Consider the following 19,186-nt stretch of genomic DNA (forward strand, 5'->3'; position numbering starts at 1 on the left):
AACCCATCCGAAAGTCGACCATTATGGCACACCCCATCCGCACCAAGGCCTACTCGCTCGCACTCAAGGCGATGTTCCAACTCAAGCCCGAACGCATCCACGTGCTGATGAACGACGGGCTGTCCGCGCTCCACTGGGCAACGCCGGTCAACCGCATCCTCAACAAAATGCTTCCCGTGCACGACGAGCGCCTCGCACAGGAGGTGTTCGGAGTCCACTTCCCGCGCCCGCTGGGCTTGGCGGCCGGTTTCGATAAAAACGCCTCTGCTGCGGACGTGTGGTCCCCCATCGGTTTCGGTTTCGCCGAACTCGGAACCGTCACCGCATCCCCACAACCCGGCAACCCCACCCCCCGACTGTTTCGACTGCCTGAAGACAAGGCGATCCTGAACCGCATGGGCTTCAACAACAAGGGGGCCGCTGCCGCAGCCGACAATCTGCGACGGCGACAGTCCAACGACGTCATCGGAATCAACATCGGCAAGACTAAGGTGGTGCCCCCGGAGGGCGCTGTCGACGACTACCGTCGCAGCGCCACGCTGCTGGGCAACCTTGCTGATTACTTGGTGGTCAACGTGTCCTCCCCCAACACGCCGGGTTTGCGTGATCTGCAGGCGGTGGAATCTCTCCGGCCAATTCTCTGCGCCGTGCAGGAAGCTACCAACGTCCCCGTGCTTGTTAAGATTGCCCCGGACTTGAGCGATGAAGACGTCGACGCTGTGGCAGATCTCGCTGTCGAATTGGGACTGGCGGGCATTGTCGCAACCAACACCACCATTTCCCGCGAAGGGCTCAACACCCCGGCCGACCAGGTTGAAGCCATGGGGGCTGGCGGTATCTCCGGTCCGCCGGTGGCTGCTCGCGCGCTCGAGGTGCTCAAGCGGCTCTACGCCCGTGTTGGGGACAAACTCGTGTTGATCGGAGTCGGCGGAATCGACACTCCGCAGGCTGCATGGGAGCGCATCGCTGCCGGAGCCACCCTTTTGCAGGGTTACACTCCGTTCATCTATGGCGGCCCCGATTGGATTCGGGACATTCACCTTGGTTTGCTCACGCAGCTCGATGCCCACGGTTTCGATTCGATTTCTGAGGCCGTCGGCTGCGGCCTCGACTGGGTGGACTAATGTGCACCGGGGCGGGTACGGCAAACATTGCCCGCTCCTCTGTTCTCTACACCCTAGGGCTTCTTGCATTCAGCATTGACCTGACCGTCACCGTCTACAATGGGCATTCCCTCACAGGAACCAGTTTCGGTGGAACATCTGCCTACGCACTTATGGGCTGCGGCATTTTGTTCGCAGCAAAGTTTGGGGTGAGGCTCATCGCCGTTTACGGTCCACGTCGCATGTTCACCATCGCAGGGCTGCTGGCAGTGGCCTGAGCTGCGTAGCCATGACGGCCCTGATGACAGCAGGGCCTCTGACGGCGCAAACACACCATCACTCAGGGAGCACCATCGCGCACCTGGTCCAAATGCACATGATCGGTATGTACTTGCCGATCATTGTGGTGACACCCCTTATTGGTCGCTTTGGTGGCTGGACTGTGTCAGCTGCGGGATGATCGTTGGCTCGCTGGTCTAGTCCTGCGGGATGACGGAGCGGCGCAGCCACAATCCCGCCAATAACACAATGCCCGCGTACATGATGATCCAGTACTGATCCATCACCATGAGCACGGGGCTGCGAAGGAGCCGTGACAACAACACCATGGCCACGGCCAGGCCCAAAGCGATGACGCGGCTGCGGGATGCCGCATCGCCCGAACGGACACCACCGAAGGCGCCCAACAGCAGCGCCGCGACGACGATCAGCACAAAACCCGGTGTGATCACTAAAGGGGCCATCCAGCCTTGAGTGAAAATCTGGACAAACAACAGCAGCAACAACATGACCGCAAGGGTGATGAACGCCCCGCCGATGCGCAGCGCCATGGGGACGTTGGCACTGCTGGCGTTAGAGGGGACATGGTGTTGCTGCGGGTGGTCTGCGGAGTGGCGACGTTGTGACATAGCACCCTAGTGTAGCGCGCGACACACAAGCATCTTTAGTTGGTGCTGCCGCGCGCCTCGGAATCAGGTGCTAGTCGTTTTCGTACCAACCCCACGCGATGCTACGAGCGAGCGTGTGGAAATAGAGGTTGAAGCCCAGCACGGTCGGTGTTGCGTCGGGGTCAATATCGAGGGTTTCAACGTCCACGGCGTGCACGGCGAAGAGGTAGCGGTGCGGGCCGTGCCCGGCGGGCGGCATGGGGCCAAAGTACTGGCGCAAACCAGAGTCGCCCTTGAGTGTCACGATGCGCTCAGCGCCATCAACTGAGCTGATCCGCTCGAGTGCAGCGGTGGAGCCTGCTCCCGTGGGCAGTTCGTTGACCTCTACCGGGATGTTGAATACTGCCCAGTGCCAGTATCCGGAGCCGGTCGGCGCGTCGGGGTCGAGGCAGGTTATGGCGATGGACTTGGTTCCCTCGGGGAGGTTCGACCAGCTCAACTGTGGGGAGAGGCCGGGGTTATCTTCAGTGGCGACGATCCCGGGGCCAAACTTGTCACCGTTGTTGAAATCGGTGGAGCTCAAGGGGAACGAGGGGTGCTCGCCAAGCGCTGCGTAAGGATCAGGGCCCGGGAAGCGCGGGTCGACGTAATCAGGACGATCAGAGTTAGTAGACATACATCCCATTGTGCATGAAAACGTGGCCTACAGCATGGGTTTTGATCATTCCCCCTCCTTAGTACCGCTCCACCGCCTGAAGAGATCAGCGTAAGCGCCACCCGCCGCAACAAGATCATCGTGGGTGCCGTCTTCGATGATCTGGCCGTGATCCATCACCACAACACGATCCGCAGCCATCGCCTGATCCAAACGGTGAGCAACAACCAGTGTCGTCCGTCCCTTGGCTGTTCGAATAGCAGCTTGCTCCAGTGCCCGGCCGGATTGGCTCCCGGCTTCCGAGGTAGCCTCGTCCATGATCAGAACCGGGGCGTCGCGCACAATGATGCGCGCGAGCGCGATCTGCTGGGCGATCTCGGGCGGAAGATCATCGTTTCCGGCGCCGATGGCCGTGTCGAGCCCTTGAGGCAACCACCGCACCCAGCTTTCGCTGCGCGGGGAGAGTCCCACCTCTGCCAACACATCAAGCAGCTGCTCATCGCTAGCTTGCGGGGCGGCGACCTTGAGGTCATTTCTCAGGCTGCCGGAAAACAGGTGCACCTCTTGGCTAATCAGGCTGACGTTTCTAGCAAGCCAAGAATTGTTGACGTCGCGGGTCACCACGTTGCCGATACGGATCGTGCCGGCGGTTGGGTAATGAAGGCCGGCAATGAGTCCCGCCACTGTCGATTTACCGGCGCCGGATGCGCCCACCAACGCCGTCGTAGTTCCGGGTTCTAAGGCGATCGAGAGGTTGTTCAAGATTGCCGCGCCTCCCGGATACGCAAATGTCACGTCATCAAGGCGAACCGGTACCGGGCGAACAAGTTCCGGTCCGTCCGGCAAATGTCGTGAGTCGGAGCCCAAGAGAGCTAGGGCGACTGCACGGCCCAATGACGTCGCCGCGCGTTGGATGTCTCCGGCGAAAAAGAGGACGTTAAACACCGCCATTTCCAGGCGGAGCACCAGAACCATCGCAGCAGCGCCCGCACCCGCTGAAATAGTCGATTGGCTCACCAGGACTACAGCCACAGCCATTGTGCTTAAGGCCAACACACCATAGACGATGCTCCCCCATCGCAGCAGTCGAATCATCTGCGGAATAAAATCCGCCTGCGCTTGCACAGTAGCCCACGATTGACGGCGGAAACGCCCAATGGCCCACGGGCCGATCCGCAAAGCTTTAATAGTCGGCAACCCACGAATAGTGTCCAGAAGAATTTGGTTGCGGCGCGCCTCCGCACTCGACAACAGATTCGCAGCCACCGGAATATCACGTGCGGCCACCCGAACCATCGGAACCAAAAGAGCCCCGATAATTAAAAAGACCACGATGAACCATGGTGACAATGCCAGCATCGACGCCGCCGTGAAAGGAAAGAGCAAAAGCGACGTCAACAAGCGAACACCAATAGAATTAACAACACGAACAAAAGCATCAATATCGCTGGTCAGGCGGGTAAGAACATTGCCTGTTCCAAGCTCCATCACCTCTGGAATAGGCGCGCGCAACGTAGCCTCCACGCCCACGGCACGCAGATCCACGCCCACCAACTTCGAACGAGCACTCAACAAGTACTCGCCGACCGTGTTGAACGCTTGCTCGCCGACCAGAGCAAGGGCCATCACAGCCGCCAAGGAGAAGAAACGAGCGGTGTCACCAGTAGCCAATGCGGTGACCGCGAAACCCGTCAGTGCTGACGACCCCACGAAGCACACCATCTTGGCGCAAAACACAGCCCAGAAACCCAGCCACCACCCGCGATGCGGCCACCGAGGACACTGCCTAACAACCGAGAAACTTGTGCGCATGGACGCAGGAGCCAAAGCATCCGCGCGAACCTGGTGTGCGGTAGACGCCTGTGTACTCATCAGAACTCCTCCACGGTATCGGCGCATACTTCCCACGGCCGCGAGGAAGTAATCACGATCGTCGTCTTGTTTCGACGCAGCAACGCCGTAGCGCTAGCCACCCGATCAAGCGTGACAGCATCAAGGCCTGTGGTTGGCTCATCCAACACCAAGACCTCCGGGCTGCCCGCCAACGCTCTAGCTAGTGCCACGCGCTGGCGCTGGCCACCCGACAGGTTCAACCCGGCCTCCCCGATCGGCCCGTCCGGCAGACGACCATCAGGCTGCCTTCCACCCAGTCGGACAATGATGTCTTCACAGCAGGCCGCATCCAACGCGGCGTCAATAGTGGAAGTGGACAGTCCCCTGCCCGCATCGATGTTGTCGAACAGGGAACCCTCAAACACCCCAGGTGCATGCGGCGAATAGATAGCGTCAACTGAACTATCGGCGATCAATTGGGCATACTGCTGGGCAGCAAGCAAGCCATCCGCAGAACGCGGCGACAATACCGTCAGCCCCCCGGAAGGCATAGCTGCTGGAGCACTCGACAAGCCCTCGCGCGCGAAAAGCTCAGCACTATCTGCCGGTGGGTGATCAATCGCTTGCTCCAAGTCACGGACACGCTGCGTTGCAGCGGCACCACGAGACCACACGAAAATCAAATAGCCATACGAACGCCCCAAGATAGTCATTGCTGGGCGGGCCAACAAAGTAATCGTGACAAAATCACCAGCGCTCATGGCGCCCTGAAGGACCAGCCAACCCGAGTAGGCAAACACCGCGGCGCCCACAGCGGCGGGAAGGGTCTGCCGCCACAATGACATCCACGCATTAACCCGAGCCTCTGCCAGCAGTGCGGAATCAACCTCGGCAGTCGTTCGCTGAAAACGCTCAAGGCTTTCATCCACCGCACCCAGGCCCTTAACCACGCGCGAGCCCTGGGCGAGGTCAGTAGCCAACGACGCCGAAGCCGTCTCCACCTCTCGACGCTGTTCTGCCGCACGGGTCAGCGGCGCAGCAGTCAGGCGCGCAGCCACCGTTGTCGCTAACGCCCCAGCAATAACCACACCGCCAACCGCGGGAGAAATTGGAAAAATGATCGCGATTGTGGTGACCAAGTAAAACAGCATGCCGGCTGGGAAGCCGAAGACTTCCTTGATCTCACCAACAGCGTTGGTGTCCTCGTCTGCAGTGTTCAAAACCTCGCCAGGCTTCAGGTGGCGTGTATCCCCACCGATGAGTGCTTTGGTTAGTGATAGTCGCAAATCATGCACGGTCCGTGCCCGCGAGATTCCCTCTAGGCCGTCGAACACTAACTCGGCGACGTAGGCAAGGACGATGAGGGCCACAAACAAAGCCATCGGTGGTGCTGCTGCCCATAGTGCGTGCCCAATGCCCTGCCAACCGCTGCCAAGACCTTGGCTTGACGGCCCAAACACGGCGTCAGTGGCATGGCCGATGATTGCTGACTGCACGGCGTTAGACGCGTTGATAACGCCCTGCAGAATGACGATCGCAACGACTATTTTTGGGTAAGTCAGCAGCATCGCACGCGTTGACGTCGCGCGCAGTGGACGGTCTTGCGGTGGTTCTGGCGGGGCGAACCACGCCCACAGTGGTGAACGACGCAATTGTGTGGGAGCGGACATGGGACCATCATATACGTCGTCGAGCACATGCCTGGAGATTCCCGGAGTTCCGAGCGTCTACAAATAAAGCTTTGAACTGGGAATTTGTGAAATTCTACGGGTGGCGTCTATAGTTTAACGAGTGCTGAGGCCGTAAGGTCTCAAACACCCGGCCCGGGTGGCGGAATGGCAGACGCGCTAGCTTGAGGTGCTAGTGTCCTACTAATGGACGTGGGGGTTCAAGTCCCCCCTCGGGCACAAAATTCTGAGGCCTTGCTTAACAGCAAGGCCTCATTTTTTATGCGGTCACCCATCCTTCGCGGCCGCGCTAGCGGCCGCCTGCAGCCTCCACCTAAGAGGAAGCGTCTACCCCGTCGAAGGCATTGAGCACACGCTCAGCACCTAAGGTTGGGGTGATCTGCCCGTCGCGCAGCTGGGATTCCACCAAAGCACGGACGGTCTTGACGTCCTCATTAGTGTTGAGGCGCTGAAGCAAGGTCTCGTGCACCATTGACCACATCCACCCCACCTGCTGCTCACGACGGTTATGGTCGAAACGTCCGGATTCAAGCATCGCTTCGTGGTGCTCAAGCACCGTGTCCCAGAACTTGTCGACACCTTCGTGCTCGAGGGCGGACATAGTCATCGTCGGCGGGTGCCACAGCGCGTCCTCGCTGCGCACCATACGCATGGCGGCAGCAAGCTCGCGGGCAGCGCGCTTAGCGTTTTTCAGATTGGGGCCATCAGCCTTGTTGATGGCGACAAGATCAGCCATCTCCAGCACACCCTTTTTAATACCCTGCAGCTGGTCGCCCGCGCCCGCCAAAGCCAGGAAGGTGAAGCAGTCGACCATGTTAGACACAGCGACCTCGGACTGACCAACACCGACGGTTTCCACCAAAATGGTGTCGAAACCGGCGGCCTCAAACACCACCATGGATTCACGGGTAGCTTTAGCCACGCCACCAAGAGTGCCCGCAGAGGGAGAGGGCCGAATGAACGCGTTGTCCTCTGTAGAAAGCTTCGCCATGCGGGTTTTATCACCCAGGATCGATCCCCTGGTTTTGGTCGACGAGGGGTCAATCGCCAGCACAGCAACGCGGTGGCCCTCCCCTATCAACTTCATTCCGAGAGCTTCGATGAAGGTGGACTTTCCAACACCGGGTACACCGGTAATCCCGACGCGCAGGGCTTTGCCGGAGAACGGTAGGAGACGCACGAGCAATTCCTGCGCCAGGACCCGGTGGGCAGCCGCCGAAGACTCCAGGAGCGTGATCGCTCGGGAAATGATGGTGCGGTTGCCCGCGCGGACACCGTCGAAGAGTTCGTCGACGTCAATTCTGCGACGTGCCCTTTTAACAATCTCGGGTGCGACGGCGGTGGCCGCCCCCAGGTCGGTGCCCGCGGTGGTCATGAGTGACCCAAGGTGGTGTTCGAGAAACTCGTTGTGTTCCGACATGGCTTACAACACTCCTTAACTTCAACTGCCCGCAGGCTGCACGGTGGCGACCTGCGGGCAGAAGCGGGGGCCTTTTAGCCCTCCTCTACATCCAACTCCAGGCCGAGGCTGGCCGCGAGCTTGGTGATCATATCGATTGCGGAATCTGCGATGACCGTTCCAGGCGGGTAGATGGCGGCAGCACCGTCATCGTAGAGCTCCTGGAAGTCACCCGGGGGAATCACGCCACCGACAACAATCATGATGTCTTCGCGTCCGAGCTTTGCGAGCTCTTCCTTCAGCGCGGGCACCAGGGTGAGGTGGCCGGCGGCGAGGGAAGATACACCCACAACGTGCACGTCGGCATCGACTGCTGCGCGGGCTGCTTCAGCAGGGGTCTGGAACAGCGGTCCGACGTCTACGTCCATGCCGAGGTCGGCGTAGGCGGATGCGACAACCTTCTGGCCGCGGTCGTGGCCGTCCTGGCCCATCTTTGCGATGAAGATACGTGGGCGGCGACCCTCTTCAGCTTCGAAGGCGTCGGCCATTGCGATGGCTTTAGCAACGTTAGACACGGTGCCCTCCTTAGCAACTTCCTCCTTGTAGACGCCGGACAGAGTGCGGATCTCAGCCTCGTGACGGCCGAAGACCTTCTCCAAAGCGAAGGAGATCTCACCGACGGTGGCCTTCGCACGTGCAGCGTCAACTGCTAGCTTGAGCAGGTTGGTATTGAGGTCGCCGGGCTCGCGGGTCTCCAAGCGTGCGGCTGCCTCAAGGGCATCCAGGGCGGCCTGGCAAGCTTCTTCGTCGCGTTCTGCGCGGAGGCGTTCCAGCTTCTCGAGCTGTTCGGCGCGCACCTTGGTGTTATCGACCTTGAGAACTTCGATCTGCTCGTCTTCGTCAACGATGTACTTGTTGACGCCGATCAACGCCTGGCGGCCAGAATCGATGCGTGCTTGGGTGCGTGCAGCGGACTCTTCGATACGCAGCTTCGGGATGCCCTTGATCGTCGCCTCAGCCATACCGCCGGCGGCCTCGACCTCTTCGATGTGCTTACGTGCACGGTTGGCGAGCTCGTTGGTCAGCCACTCGATGTAGTAGGAACCGGCCCACGGGTCGACGGGGCGCACGGTGCCGGATTCCTGCTGCAGCAGCAGCTGGGTGTTACGAGCAATACGCGCGGAGAAGTCGGTGGGCAGAGCCAGCGCCTCGTCGAGGGCGTTGGTGTGCAGCGACTGGGTGTGGCCCTGGGTTGCTGCCATGGCCTCGATGCAGGTACGAGGAACATTGTTGAAGACGTCCTGGGCGGTCAGCGACCAACCGGAGGTCTGAGAGTGGGTACGCAGCGACTGCGACTTGGGGTTCTTGTTGTCGAACTTGGCGACGAGCTCGCTCCACAGCAGACGGCCGGCGCGTAGCTTAGCGATCTCCATGAAGGTGTACATGGAGATGCCCCAGAAGAAGGACAAACGCGGTGCGAATTTGTCGACATCCAGGCCTACGTCTTTACCCGCACGGATGTATTCCACACCGTCGGCCAGTGTGTACGCCAGCTCGAGGTCAGCGGTCGCACCGGCTTCCTGGATGTGGTAGCCAGAAATTGAAATCGAGTTGAATCGGGGCATCATCATCGAGGTGTACTCGAAGATGTTGGAGATGATCCGCATCGAGGGGTTCGGCGGGTAGATGTAGGTGTTGCGGACCATGAACTCCTTCAGAATGTCATTCTGAATGGTGCCCGCGAGGCGGTCAGGGGTGACACCCTGCTCTTCGGCGGCAACAATGTAGAGCGCCAGAACAGGTAGCACCGCGCCGTTCATCGTCATCGACACGGACACGCTGCCCAGGTCAATGCCCTCGAACAGCTGACGCATGTCCAGGATGGAGTCGATAGCCACACCGGCCATACCGACGTCGCCGACGACGCGCTCGTTGTCGGAGTCGTAGCCGCGGTGGGTTGCAAGGTCGAAGGCGACCGACAGGCCCTTCTGTCCGGCGGCCAGGTTACGACGGTAGAAGGCGTTGGATTCGGCAGCTGTGGAGAAACCTGCGTACTGGCGAATAGTCCAGGGTTGGTTGGTGTACATCGTGGGGTACGGGCCACGCATGAACGGTGCCATGCCCGGGAATGAATCCAGCGGGTGTGCGGGACGGTCGTCGGTTTCTTCCAGCGCCGCATTGCGGTCTGCACGGTCGTAGACACGTTTGACGTCGATACCCTCAGGTGTCGACCAGACCTCCTGTCCCTCGTAGGGGTGTGCGCCGGCAGCAGCTTGTGCTGCAGCCTCGTCGACGCGCGGAGTTGAACTGAAATTAGGAATGGTGCTCATTTTAGGCTCCCAACTTATCCAGCAGCTCCGACAAGGTTGCCGCTGCGTCGATCTTCATGTTCAGGTAGCCGTCTGGAGCGACCTCGGCGCCCTCAAAGGAAGCGGGTGCGCCTGCTAGCAGCACCGTGGATACCCCTGCTTCGCGGAGTGCCTTGACAGCCTCTACACCGGATTCGGCGTACTCCGGGTCGGTACCACAGATAACGGCGATGTCTGCAGCGCGTGCAGCAGCTGCAAACTCCTCGGTACCGGGAACGACCTGGCCGGGGTTGAGCGCCTCGATGCCGCCGGAAGCCAACAGGTTGGTGCTAAAACCAGTGCGCACGTTGTGCTTAGCCAGGGGACCGAGCGGAATGAGGCCAACTTGGGGGCGCTGACCGTTAGCTTCGAAGAAGGCATCGGAACGGTTGCGCATCTCGGCGAAGTCCACCGCCCAGCGGCGAACGCCCTTCGGCTCTACGCGGCGGGAAGCATCCAGGGGCTTCTCGCCAAGGTTCGGGAACTCATTGATGCCGGTGATCTGCTTACGGCGGTGAGCAACATCGGCACGCAGGCGCTCGAAGGAAGCATCAAGGGCTTCTGCAACTGTGCCCGAAGCGGTGTTGGCGATAAAGCCCTCATTGGCTTCAACGCCAGTGAAGACCTCCCAGGCCTTGTCAGCCAATTCGTCAGTCAGGGCTTCAACGAAGTAGGAGCCACCGGCTGGGTCGACAACGAAACCGAGGTGGGATTCTTCCAACAACAACAGGTTGGTGTTGCGGGCGATGCGGTGCGCGAAGTTACGAGACGTACCTTCCAGGCCGCCCTTAACAGCCCAGTCGAAAGGCAAAACCTCAACATCGGTCGCACCACCCACGCCTGCGGCAAACGCGGCCACAGTACTACGCAGCATGTTGACCCACGGGTCGCGCTGGCTGAACATCACCGGCGCGGTGACGGCGTGCTGAGGTGCGGAACCAGCCTCGGGAGCACCCACTACGGAAGCAACGCGAGCCCACAGTTCACGAGCAGCACGGAACTTTGCGATCTGCGCGAACTGGTCGTCGGTAGCCGCAAAGCGGAAAGTGATTTGCTCCAAAGCCTCGGCAGCGGACAAACCAGCCTCGGTCAGTGCACGCAGGTACTCGACACCGGCCGCTAGAGAGAAACCGACCTCTTGAGCATCGGTGGCGCCCTGGTTAGACAGCGAGACACCGTCGACGACAATGGCGCGAACCTTGCCGGGACGCTTGGAACAAGCCACAGCCAATTCCACAGCCTCATCCAAGCTCACAGTGTCGGTCTCATCGAAACCGGCGGTCAGCGGGCACGCGCCAAGCTCGAGCACGCTGCCCTCCGCAACCCCCGCGGCGTCAACAAGCGAAAAAAGCTGCTGGGAGGCCTCGGCGGCCTTCGAACCGGCCTTCAGACGAATCGGCGCAAGATCTAGGTAAACATCCTGCAGAACGGCAGGAAGATCGGCGGGCGAGAGCCCCTGGGTGAGATCAATAACGATGTTGGTGGTGCCATTGCTCAAAGCATGCAGTAGCTGCTTGTTAACCTCAGCGGGCGACACACCCGGCGTGGAACCGAAGGTCTCGGTCACGCCCCAACCAATGCGGCTCGGGTCGGAAACCTGCGCGCCACGGACAAACGGGAAGATGCCCGGCTCGGCGGCCTCCTGCAATTCATCCTGGCGGGTATACAGCGGATTGATGTCGATGCCGTCATAGGTTGTGCGGACAAGCTTCTTCCACACATCCAACGGGACATCTGCGACGTCCTTCTTCTGCACACGAGCAAACACGCCCGCCACTGCCTTGTACCAAGCGTCGTACTTGGTCGACAGTTCGGGCAGCTCACTCGCGGCAGCAGACTGGTTGTCAGTCACGGTGGACTACTCCCCTCATGAGTATTCTCCAAAAATATAAACAGTAAATTGTGACGCGAACCCTCCGTGCGATAAGAAGGTAGAGTAGGCCACAACTCCTTCCCATATAGTAGCGCTGCTGCGCGCTCCACGCCCAACTCAGCCGCCCCTCACACCCCAAGTGTGGCCGTTGCCACTTTCGTACTGGCTGCCGGAGGGCACATCGCATGCCGTCATCCCGACTATGGTGGCGCCAGCAAAACAAGCCACGCGCCACAGGCTAAGGTCTCTAGACGTGAAAGGATTCCAGCACACCGTGCATCACGCGCAGTCCGCGCGGCAGGTGCTCCAACGCCTCGCGCAACAGCTAGTGCGTGCACTGGCGTCACTCTCGCTGGGTAAAAAAGTCGCCCTCGCTGCCATCGCGGCAGTCGGCGTCTATGCAGTCTTCTTTGTAGACACGCCACCGCTATCCCAGGTGCGCGCCTACGCCGATCAAGCCGACTGGTGGCTGCTTCCCGTCTTTTTCCTTCTCTATATAGTCATCACCCAATTCCCTATCCCCCGGACTTTTTTGACACTCAGCTCCGGCATCTTGTTCGGGCCCGCAGCGGGCTGCGTCGTTGCCCTGAGTGCCACTACAATTTCCGGCGGTCTAGCTTTGTGGGGCATCCGAAAATTTTTCGTTAATGACGCCGCGCGTGCCCGCATCAACGGACGCACCATCGACGCGATCAATGCGCGCCTGAAAACTCGCGGGTGGTTGGCTATCGCTTCGCTCAGGATGATCGGTGCTGTGCCTTTTTTCGTCCTCAACCTCACGGCATCGTTTACCCAGGTGTCCCTCAAGCATTTCGTTATTGCCACCTTCGTTGGCTCGGCGCCGGCCACCATCGCCACCGTTTTCATCGGGGATGCCCTCACTGGTGCGGCCAACCCGGCGCTGATTGGCGTAACCGGAGTGCTGCTCACCCTCGGCCTCATCGGGTTGGCTCTGGACTACAAGCTCCCCGTGGCATAAGGGGTAATCAAGCCGCTAGGATTGACGGCATGTACGCTCTTCACGCCACCTACCGTGGCCACGCCACACGCCGGGCCGAACTGGTTAAACGATCCGCGCTTGCGCTCTCCCAGCTGCCCGGTGTCCCAGAAGTGGAAGTGGTCGGGATTGAAGAGATCGCAGCAACGCTCACAACACCTGAGTCCGTTACAGACATCACCATGGCACTGCTAGCCGCAGGCGAATGGGCTATCGGCATTGGTGTCAGCCCCCTCGATACCGTCGCGCAAACTCAAGCGCACAAGGCTTTAGGCAAGTCCCCCAAGGCCGCCAAGGTCTACGTCAGCCCCATCGACTCCGCCGAAGGACTGAGCGAAGACATCGCTGCCACCTTCGAACTACTGACCTTCCTGTTAAGCAAACGTACCCCCGAAGGCCGCGAAGCTACCTCGATGATCCGCAGAGGCCTCACCCAAACCGAAGCTGCCGCAGAACTGGGTGTTAGCAAACAAGCCGTCTCCCAACGCCTCCAAGCCGCCGGATGGGTGGCAGAAACCCAGGGGTGGCGGCTGGCAGTACGACTACTAGCCCGGGCTACAGAAGATCTTCCTTCCGAATCTCCGGCACAGTAACAAAATCGACCAAACGCTCCACCGCCCCAATTAGGGTTGAATCTAAATCCCTAAAGGAATTCACGGCGGAATACACTCGGTTCCAGCCCTCGCGAGTGTCACCCCAACCAAGCCTGCGGCAAATACCAGTCTTCCAATCCTCACCCAGGGGAACCTCCGGCCACTGCTTGATGCCCAAACGCTCCGGCTTGACCGCCGCCCAAATGTCGATAAAAGGATGGCCCGTGACTAACACATGCGGGCCCACCGACTCCGTCAAGCGGGTCTCCTTAGAACCACTGACCAAGTGATCCGCCAAAACCCCGACCCGCCGACCCTCCGAAGGGCCAAACTCCGCCAAGCGCTCCGGAAGATTATCCAAGCCCTCCAAAAACTCCACCACAACCCCCTCCACGCGCAAGTCATGACCCCACACCTTTTCCACAATCGCGGCGTCATGAATACCTTCAACCCAAATACGCGACGGGGCCGCAACCTTAGCCTCCACCTGTGCCATGCGGCGGGAACCAGAATTCGAATGTTTCATCGCCTGGGCCAACTGCCGAGCCTGGTCAGTGACATAACGCGTGAGAGTCACAATACGACCATCGATCATAAACGCACCCTCGCGCAGCTTAAACAGATTCTCCCGCCCATGGCGATCCTCCAAGCGCACAAAATCACCATCATAAGTGCGCTCAAAACCGGTGACCGCCCCAACAAAACCCGTCGCGCGAACCTCAACAACAAGCCCAGGCTCAGCGGGAACCTTCGGATACTCCGTAGGAGCTCGACGAGAATGCCCCTTCAAAATGTCGCCACCATAACGATCAAAGCCAGTCATGACTGACTACCTTATCCGCTAGGCTATTGATCCTTATGGATTTCCGCTCACAGGTCTATTCGCCAGCACAAAACATCGCAGTGTGGCTCGCCGCCTGGCACCTCCACCACACCTCGACAGACAACTTTACCGACGCCATGCTCGCCCTCGGCGGCCCCACCGACCTCACCCTTCTCGCCCACATTCGCGCGCTTCTTGACGCCGCCCACGCCCAGGCCCCAATGGAACAACCGCTCGTCCGGCTGGCGCTGAGTGGCCCCGGCGACCCCGGCCCCCACGGCGTCATCATTTCCAAAGGAGCACACCCACACGAGGCCCTGCTGCTCAGAGAGGTAGACACCCCGCCCGCATTGGCAGAACTGGACCCGCATCGGCCGGCAGAATGGGATCTGGTCGACCCCGGAGTGCTACCACCGTCCGACTACCTCATGCCCGGTGACGCAGACAGACTACTCGCGCAAGCCACCGCAGCAGCAGCCGACATGATCGAAGCCAAAGGGTTTAGCACCGACGCCCTTCACAACCCTCGACTTACCGTCGGCGCGCTAAGCGACTTCTACGACACCCCAGGCCTGCCCGACGCAACCCCCGGCAGAGCCGCCCAGCTATTCGCCCGCGCAGACCGCGTCGCAGCGATCATTGAAACCGTCGGCGATCGCATGGGCGAACACAGCGTCGACACAGAACTTATCCCGCTGTGGCGACACATCCGCCGAGCGCGCATCACAGGCGTCGAATATGCTGCCCGCGACATGCGACGATACGCACGGCCCTAAGTTCGTGCCCCGGCGCCCCGCACTCCGGCTAAGCGCCAGGCCTAGCCTCACCATGTGCAGCCGGTCGCTTCCTCGGGGCACAGCACCCCTGTGCGCACGGCTCACCATTAGCCGTACACCCGCGAAGCGCCGGAACCCCACCAGGAACATCCGAGGCGCCACCAGGTCGTGTGCTATCAACGCGTGCAACGGGGGCCCCGGACTCCAGCTCCTCCAGCAAATCCACAACCATCGCCGCGAAATCAGCCGTTGGACCCGCCGTTCGGGTACGCACAATATCAATATCGAAATCGGCGGCCTCCTGCTGCAACTCCGAATCCAAATCCCACACCACCTCAATATGGTCTGAGACAAAACCAATCGGGCACACAACCGCAGCATCAACGTCCCCATGAATCGCCGCAATATGATCCACCACATCAGGATCCAACCACGGCACATGCTCAGGACCCGACCGGGATTGCCAGACCACATCGTAGAAACCGTCAGCAGCGTGCGCACCAACAGCCGACGCGGCGTCATCAATCGGAGAAAAACCACAGCGCTGGGCAACCAACTCCGAGGCGTAACGGATCTGGGAAGAATACAAGGCGCCGTCGGAATCCACACCCGACGATCGATCCGCGGACAAAGGGATGGAGTGGGCGGTAAACACCAAACGAATACGATCGCCGCGCCCGTGAGCACGCACCTTCGCTAAGGCCTCATCCACCGCGTCGACCATCGCATCAATATACCTCGGGTGGTCGAAGAACTGCCGCAACTTCACCATCTGAACGCCCTCGGCTAGGCCGCGCTGCTCCAGGTGCTGCATACAGCGGGCGATATCTTCGTGATACTGCCGACAACCCGAATACCCACCCCACGCAGAGGTCGCGAACACAGCAATCCTGTGGTGGCCGGCCGCCACCATCTGCTCCACCGTATCCTCAGCGAAAGGATGCCAATTGCGGTTGCCGAAGAAAACCGACAGATCACGCCCCCGAGTGCGAAGCTCCTGCTCGACATGGTCGATAATTTCGCGATTGAGGGAATTCAGAGGACTCACTCCGCCGAAGTGGTGATAGTGCTCCTCCACCTCATCCAGGCGCTCAGGTGGGATACCCCGCCCCCGGGTGACATTTTCCAAGAAAGGTCGCACGTCCTCGTGGCCTTCAGGGCCACCAAAGGATAAAAGCAGTAGTCCATCAAAAGGATGATTGTCCACTGGGTCGATAGTGTGCTTTTCGGGCATGTATAGCACTGTAGCCCGCTGCAAACGCAACGGGCTACTAAGGATGACCGAGCTAACTGACCTCGACGTTAAAAACCAGCCTGGAGTTAGATCATGCGCACAACGTAGGGGCTCATACCGCCCCAACGCACCGGGCTGATCTTCACCGTAGAACCGGACTGGGGAGCCTCAATCATCTGGCCATCACCAAGGTAAATAGCGACGTGGTTTTCAGCATTCGGGCCGTAGAAGATCAGGTCGCCGCGCTGCATATCGCTGGGCGATACCTTCGTTCCGTGCTGGTACTGGTAGCCGGTGTAGTGCGGAAGGGAAATACCCGCCGCTGCGAAAGCGTAGAGAACCAGGCCAGAGCAGTCGAAGCCGTACTTGTTGTAGTCGCCGTGAGCATCAGCCACTCCACCGTCGCGAATACCGAGGGTCGGACCGTTGGCGTCGCCGCCACCCCAAGCGTAAGGGGTGCCCAGCTGTGACATTGCCCGGTTGATGACGGCCTCAATTTTCTCGTCCCGGCTGCCTGACACAACCTGTCTCGTAGCGGCAGTGACGTCGCGCGCGGTTTGAGGTGCCGTGGTCGTGCCTTCAGTGATCTGGTCGAGCAGATTAATGAGCCCGCCGATGACGTCGTTGTCGCCGTCGGTTGTGCCTTCGGTGGTCTGGCTGTCAGTGCCACCCGGAGCAGTATCGTTGCCTGCGGTCGGCTGCTGCTGTGCCGCGACAACCGCATCGGCAGCCTCTTCATCCGTCGGGTATGGGTTATCCAGCGCGGTGTGGCTCGGGGCGGTCGCAGCGATGACTGCTGCGGCAGCGGCGCTAGCGGCAGCAGCTGCGGCTTCGCGTGCCTGTTGGGCTTGTGCTTCGGCTTCTGCTCGCTGGGCGGCCTTTGCCTCGGCGCGCTCGGCATCAGCCTTCTTGGCTGCGGCTTCCTCTGCTGCCTTGCGGGCTGCTTCCTGGGCCTTGCGCTGTGGCTCGAGCTCTTGGGCACTGAGGCCTTGTTCGGGGGTTGTCTCTTGTGCAGCCTTTGTAGCTTCTTCAGCGGCCCGTGCTGCGGCTGCTGCTTCCTGTTGTGCTTGCTGCGCCTGCTGCTGGGCTTGGTCGGTGGCTGCCTCGGCTTCGCGTGCCTGCTGCTCGGCCTCAGCCTTTTGCTGCTTGGAACGCTCGTAGTCGAGGTATTCCTGGCGTTGTCCCTCCAGGGTGCCGACAGTTCCGCGGGCGGAATCGAGCTGGTTCTGGGCGTTATCGCGTTGCTCTAGAAGCTGCGTGCGTTGGGCCTGCTTTGACTGTAGGGCGGCGCCGTTGGTTTCGATAGCTTGGCGTGCGTGGGCTTCTGCATCGGCAGCTTCCTGCTCGCGTTTTTCGGCGACCTTGCGGGCTTCGCGAAGTGCTGATTCGTTGTTGGCTCTTTCAGTGCGCAGGCGATCGAGTTCGGCGATAGCTGCGCGTTGCTTCTCAGTTTGGACGCGCAGGAATGTCTGGCGGTCTAGGCTGTCCTCGCTGTTGCGGGAACCGGAAATCTCTCCGATGGGGGCACCTGCTCCACCGCCACGGTAGGCCGTCCGAGAAATTTCATCGAGGGTGGCCTGAGCTTTCGTCATCTTTGCTTGCGTATCGTCAAGCTCCGCGCGAGCTGCCTTTGCGTCCTGTCGGGCGCGTTCGGCGGTTGCTTGGGCGTCGTGCAAGTCAACCAATGCTTTATTGACTGCTTCGCGAAGGCCACCCATTTCGTTTTCCAGGCGCGCGATCTCAGCCTCGGTTTGAGACAATGACGTCGCGAGCGATGCGACGTCTGCAGAGCGCGAGTCCACGTCACTGTGGGCTTGAGCAATGTGCGCGTCGTCGGGGTTGGTCGGCTGAGCGTAGGCAGGCAGGCTGGTTGCGGTTAGTGCGACCGACAGTGTGAATGCGGTGAGTATCTGGCGGCTGCTCGTGGTCTGCTTGTTGATAAAGCGGTCAGCGAAGCGGGCGCGTGGGGTGCTATCAGCACGGTGCGAGGCGAAAAGCACGAAAAAGCTCCTGCGGTAGACAACGTAAGGCAGTCAAGGCCTGCGCCCTGACTTCTGTGCTCACTCGTGCGGGCGTGACCGCAGGAAAGCTTCCCCACTTACCTGAAGTGCAGTGCATGGACTTGACTGGGATGGTATTAGAATCCGAGTCAACTCGACTCACACGAGTGAACAGTTAGAACCTTATGCCACTTAAGTAACAGCAGTCCCTTTGAGTAGCAGCTTTAACGTGGGGTGATGTGGCTTTAGTGCACAATTTTTCGAATTGACATGCGCGTGACCTGCATTGTTCGACACGCCGTAAAAAGTTGTGATCTTCAACACGAATTAGAGTTGCAAGGGTGCAATTTTGGGGATCTATCCCCCATTGGAAGCTTCGGGGCCTTTGGTGTCGCGCGTGTCGACCCCTCGTTTGTCAACCGTTGAGGCTTGACTATGTTGCGCTGTGGAGGCGTTCCCACATGAACGCTATGAGGACAGCGGTAGCTGCCACAGCAGCGATGCCGGCATTAATTAAAGGCCACGGGGTTGACTGGTGTGTCAGGGTGTCTGTGAACGCCTGTAGACCCGTCGATAACTCTGGGTGTGATAGCAGCGCGTGTTGGGCTGTTTCCAAATCTGCCCGTGAGTAATTGTCGGAAACGACGGCGCCCGAACCGGGGGCTCTTACGATAATGATGTCCTGGGGTGCCTTAGTGGAGAGTTCCTGAGCAATATCGCGTAGATCTGCAGTCATTGCAGGTGTGCGGTCGAGGTAGACAACGCCGATATCCCCCACCGGTGAACCTTCCGCCAATGGGCTGATTTCGTTCTTAACTTGCTCTGGGTCGATACCCGATGCGGTGGCCGGATCGAGTCCGACCGCAACATCACCCGACTCGAGCTGTTGGGCAAGGTCGTCAACATTAACGAAATCGGGAATCATGCTTCTGATATTAGAAACTCCCCCGGGCTTATTCATGCGACACACCCCGAGG

16 protein-coding genes and 1 tRNA gene are annotated in these 19,186 nt (G+C 60.0%); 6 read left to right on the forward strand and 11 right to left on the reverse strand.

Annotated elements, in window-relative coordinates:
• Window positions 1–23: 23 nt before the first annotated feature.
• Window positions 24–1,124, forward strand: a complete 1,101-nt coding sequence (locus L1C91_RS00465; protein ID WP_234857502.1) for a quinone-dependent dihydroorotate dehydrogenase — start codon at window positions 24–26, stop codon at window positions 1,122–1,124.
• Entirely contained in the window at window positions 1,124–1,381 is a 258-nt protein-coding gene (locus tag L1C91_RS00470; RefSeq protein WP_234857503.1) for a hypothetical protein, read from the forward strand. Before L1C91_RS00465 ends, L1C91_RS00470 begins: the two co-directional genes overlap by 1 nt.
• A 198-nt stretch (window positions 1,382–1,579) precedes the next feature.
• On the opposite strand, the gene L1C91_RS00475 is transcribed toward L1C91_RS00470, so the two are convergent.
• The 4 genes from L1C91_RS00475 to L1C91_RS00495 all read right to left on the reverse strand — a co-directional run bounded on the left by L1C91_RS00475 (window position 1,580) and on the right by L1C91_RS00495 (window position 6,148).
• Window positions 1,580–2,011, reverse strand: a complete 432-nt coding sequence (locus L1C91_RS00475; RefSeq protein WP_234857504.1) for a hypothetical protein — start codon at window positions 2,009–2,011, stop codon at window positions 1,580–1,582.
• Between the two features lie 70 nt (window positions 2,012–2,081).
• A complete protein-coding gene (locus L1C91_RS00480) occupies window positions 2,082–2,666 on the reverse strand; it encodes a YbhB/YbcL family Raf kinase inhibitor-like protein (RefSeq protein WP_234857505.1) in 585 nt (194 codons plus the stop codon).
• A gap of 45 nt (window positions 2,667–2,711) precedes the next feature.
• Complete coding sequence (locus L1C91_RS09380; protein WP_328219559.1) at window positions 2,712–4,517, reverse strand: ABC transporter ATP-binding protein; 1,806 nt, start codon at window positions 4,515–4,517, stop codon at window positions 2,712–2,714.
• A complete protein-coding gene (locus tag L1C91_RS00495; protein WP_234857506.1) occupies window positions 4,517–6,148 on the reverse strand; it encodes an ABC transporter transmembrane domain-containing protein in 1,632 nt (543 codons plus the stop codon). Before L1C91_RS00495 ends, L1C91_RS09380 begins: the two co-directional genes overlap by 1 nt.
• A 151-nt stretch (window positions 6,149–6,299) precedes the next feature.
• Between L1C91_RS00495 and L1C91_RS00500 the strand changes: the two genes are divergently transcribed.
• Window positions 6,300–6,385 (forward strand) — tRNA-Leu (locus L1C91_RS00500).
• Window positions 6,386–6,479: 94 nt separating this feature from the next.
• Here the strand turns inward: L1C91_RS00500 and meaB are convergent.
• From meaB to L1C91_RS00515, 3 genes are all read right to left on the reverse strand, one after another.
• Window positions 6,480–7,586, reverse strand: a complete 1,107-nt coding sequence (meaB, locus tag L1C91_RS00505) for a methylmalonyl Co-A mutase-associated GTPase MeaB (RefSeq protein ID WP_234857507.1) — start codon at window positions 7,584–7,586, stop codon at window positions 6,480–6,482.
• 74 nt (window positions 7,587–7,660) lie between these two features.
• Complete coding sequence (gene scpA / locus L1C91_RS00510; protein ID WP_234857508.1) at window positions 7,661–9,895, reverse strand: methylmalonyl-CoA mutase; 2,235 nt, start codon at window positions 9,893–9,895, stop codon at window positions 7,661–7,663.
• Between the two features lies 1 nt (window position 9,896).
• On the reverse strand, window positions 9,897–11,765 hold the full coding sequence (locus L1C91_RS00515; RefSeq protein ID WP_419178681.1) for a methylmalonyl-CoA mutase family protein: 1,869 nt from the start codon (window positions 11,763–11,765) through the stop codon (window positions 9,897–9,899).
• A gap of 274 nt (window positions 11,766–12,039) precedes the next feature.
• On the opposite strand from L1C91_RS00515, the gene L1C91_RS00520 reads away from it, so the two are divergent.
• Window positions 12,040–12,765 carry a TVP38/TMEM64 family protein gene (locus L1C91_RS00520; protein ID WP_234857509.1) on the forward strand — a complete coding sequence of 242 codons (726 nt, stop codon included), beginning with the start codon at window positions 12,040–12,042 and terminating at the stop codon, window positions 12,763–12,765.
• A 29-nt stretch (window positions 12,766–12,794) separates the two neighbouring features.
• Window positions 12,795–13,376 carry a MarR family transcriptional regulator gene (locus L1C91_RS00525; protein ID WP_234857510.1) on the forward strand — a complete coding sequence of 194 codons (582 nt, stop codon included), beginning with the start codon at window positions 12,795–12,797 and terminating at the stop codon, window positions 13,374–13,376.
• On the opposite strand, the gene L1C91_RS00530 is transcribed toward L1C91_RS00525, so the two are convergent.
• Window positions 13,339–14,199, reverse strand: coding sequence for a DUF3097 domain-containing protein (locus L1C91_RS00530; RefSeq protein ID WP_234857511.1), 861 nt, complete (start codon window positions 14,197–14,199; stop codon window positions 13,339–13,341). The two genes, L1C91_RS00525 and L1C91_RS00530, sit on opposite strands and share 38 nt — an antisense overlap.
• 35 nt (window positions 14,200–14,234) lie before the next feature.
• Here L1C91_RS00530 and L1C91_RS00535 point away from each other — a divergent pair, with 35 nt between their 5' ends.
• A complete protein-coding gene (locus tag L1C91_RS00535; RefSeq protein WP_234652327.1) occupies window positions 14,235–14,975 on the forward strand; it encodes a hypothetical protein in 741 nt (246 codons plus the stop codon).
• A 28-nt stretch (window positions 14,976–15,003) separates the two neighbouring features.
• Here the strand turns inward: L1C91_RS00535 and L1C91_RS00540 are convergent, their stop codons facing one another.
• The 3 genes from L1C91_RS00540 to L1C91_RS00550 all read right to left on the reverse strand — a co-directional run bounded on the left by L1C91_RS00540 (window position 15,004) and on the right by L1C91_RS00550 (window position 19,134).
• Window positions 15,004–16,209 (reverse strand): ferrochelatase, encoded by a 1,206-nt coding sequence (locus L1C91_RS00540; protein ID WP_234857512.1) that lies wholly within the window; start codon window positions 16,207–16,209, stop codon window positions 15,004–15,006.
• Between the two features lie 86 nt (window positions 16,210–16,295).
• Window positions 16,296–18,209, reverse strand: a complete 1,914-nt coding sequence (locus L1C91_RS00545) for a DIP1281 family NlpC/P60 protein (protein WP_234857513.1) — start codon at window positions 18,207–18,209, stop codon at window positions 16,296–16,298.
• A gap of 433 nt (window positions 18,210–18,642) precedes the next feature.
• Window positions 18,643–19,134, reverse strand: a complete 492-nt coding sequence (locus L1C91_RS00550) for an Rv1476 family membrane protein (RefSeq protein WP_234857514.1) — start codon at window positions 19,132–19,134, stop codon at window positions 18,643–18,645.
• Window positions 19,135–19,186 lie beyond the last annotated feature (52 nt).

The organism is Corynebacterium argentoratense, assembly GCF_021491455.1.
Lineage (GTDB): Bacteria > Actinomycetota > Actinomycetes > Mycobacteriales > Mycobacteriaceae > Corynebacterium > Corynebacterium argentoratense_A.

Excerpts from the sequence above, each read along its gene's own strand:
- L1C91_RS00465 (WP_234857502.1), top strand. The coding sequence starts at position 24 with ATGGCACACCCCATCCGCACCAAGGCCTACTCGCTCGCACTCAAGGCG.
- L1C91_RS00470 (WP_234857503.1), top strand. The coding sequence starts at position 1,124 with ATGTGCACCGGGGCGGGTACGGCAAACATTGCCCGCTCCTCTGTTCTC.
- L1C91_RS00475 (WP_234857504.1), bottom strand. The coding sequence starts at position 2,011 with ATGTCACAACGTCGCCACTCCGCAGACCACCCGCAGCAACACCATGTC.
- L1C91_RS00480 (WP_234857505.1), bottom strand. The coding sequence starts at position 2,666 with ATGTCTACTAACTCTGATCGTCCTGATTACGTCGACCCGCGCTTCCCG.
- L1C91_RS09380 (WP_328219559.1), bottom strand. The coding sequence starts at position 4,517 with ATGAGTACACAGGCGTCTACCGCACACCAGGTTCGCGCGGATGCTTTG.
- L1C91_RS00495 (WP_234857506.1), bottom strand. The coding sequence starts at position 6,148 with ATGTCCGCTCCCACACAATTGCGTCGTTCACCACTGTGGGCGTGGTTC.
- meaB (WP_234857507.1), bottom strand. The coding sequence starts at position 7,586 with ATGTCGGAACACAACGAGTTTCTCGAACACCACCTTGGGTCACTCATG.
- scpA (WP_234857508.1), bottom strand. The coding sequence starts at position 9,895 with ATGAGCACCATTCCTAATTTCAGTTCAACTCCGCGCGTCGACGAGGCT.
- L1C91_RS00525 (WP_234857510.1), top strand. The coding sequence starts at position 12,795 with ATGTACGCTCTTCACGCCACCTACCGTGGCCACGCCACACGCCGGGCC.
- L1C91_RS00530 (WP_234857511.1), bottom strand. The coding sequence starts at position 14,199 with ATGACTGGCTTTGATCGTTATGGTGGCGACATTTTGAAGGGGCATTCT.
- L1C91_RS00535 (WP_234652327.1), top strand. The coding sequence starts at position 14,235 with ATGGATTTCCGCTCACAGGTCTATTCGCCAGCACAAAACATCGCAGTG.
- L1C91_RS00540 (WP_234857512.1), bottom strand. The coding sequence starts at position 16,209 with ATGCCCGAAAAGCACACTATCGACCCAGTGGACAATCATCCTTTTGAT.
- L1C91_RS00550 (WP_234857514.1), bottom strand. The coding sequence starts at position 19,134 with ATGATTCCCGATTTCGTTAATGTTGACGACCTTGCCCAACAGCTCGAG.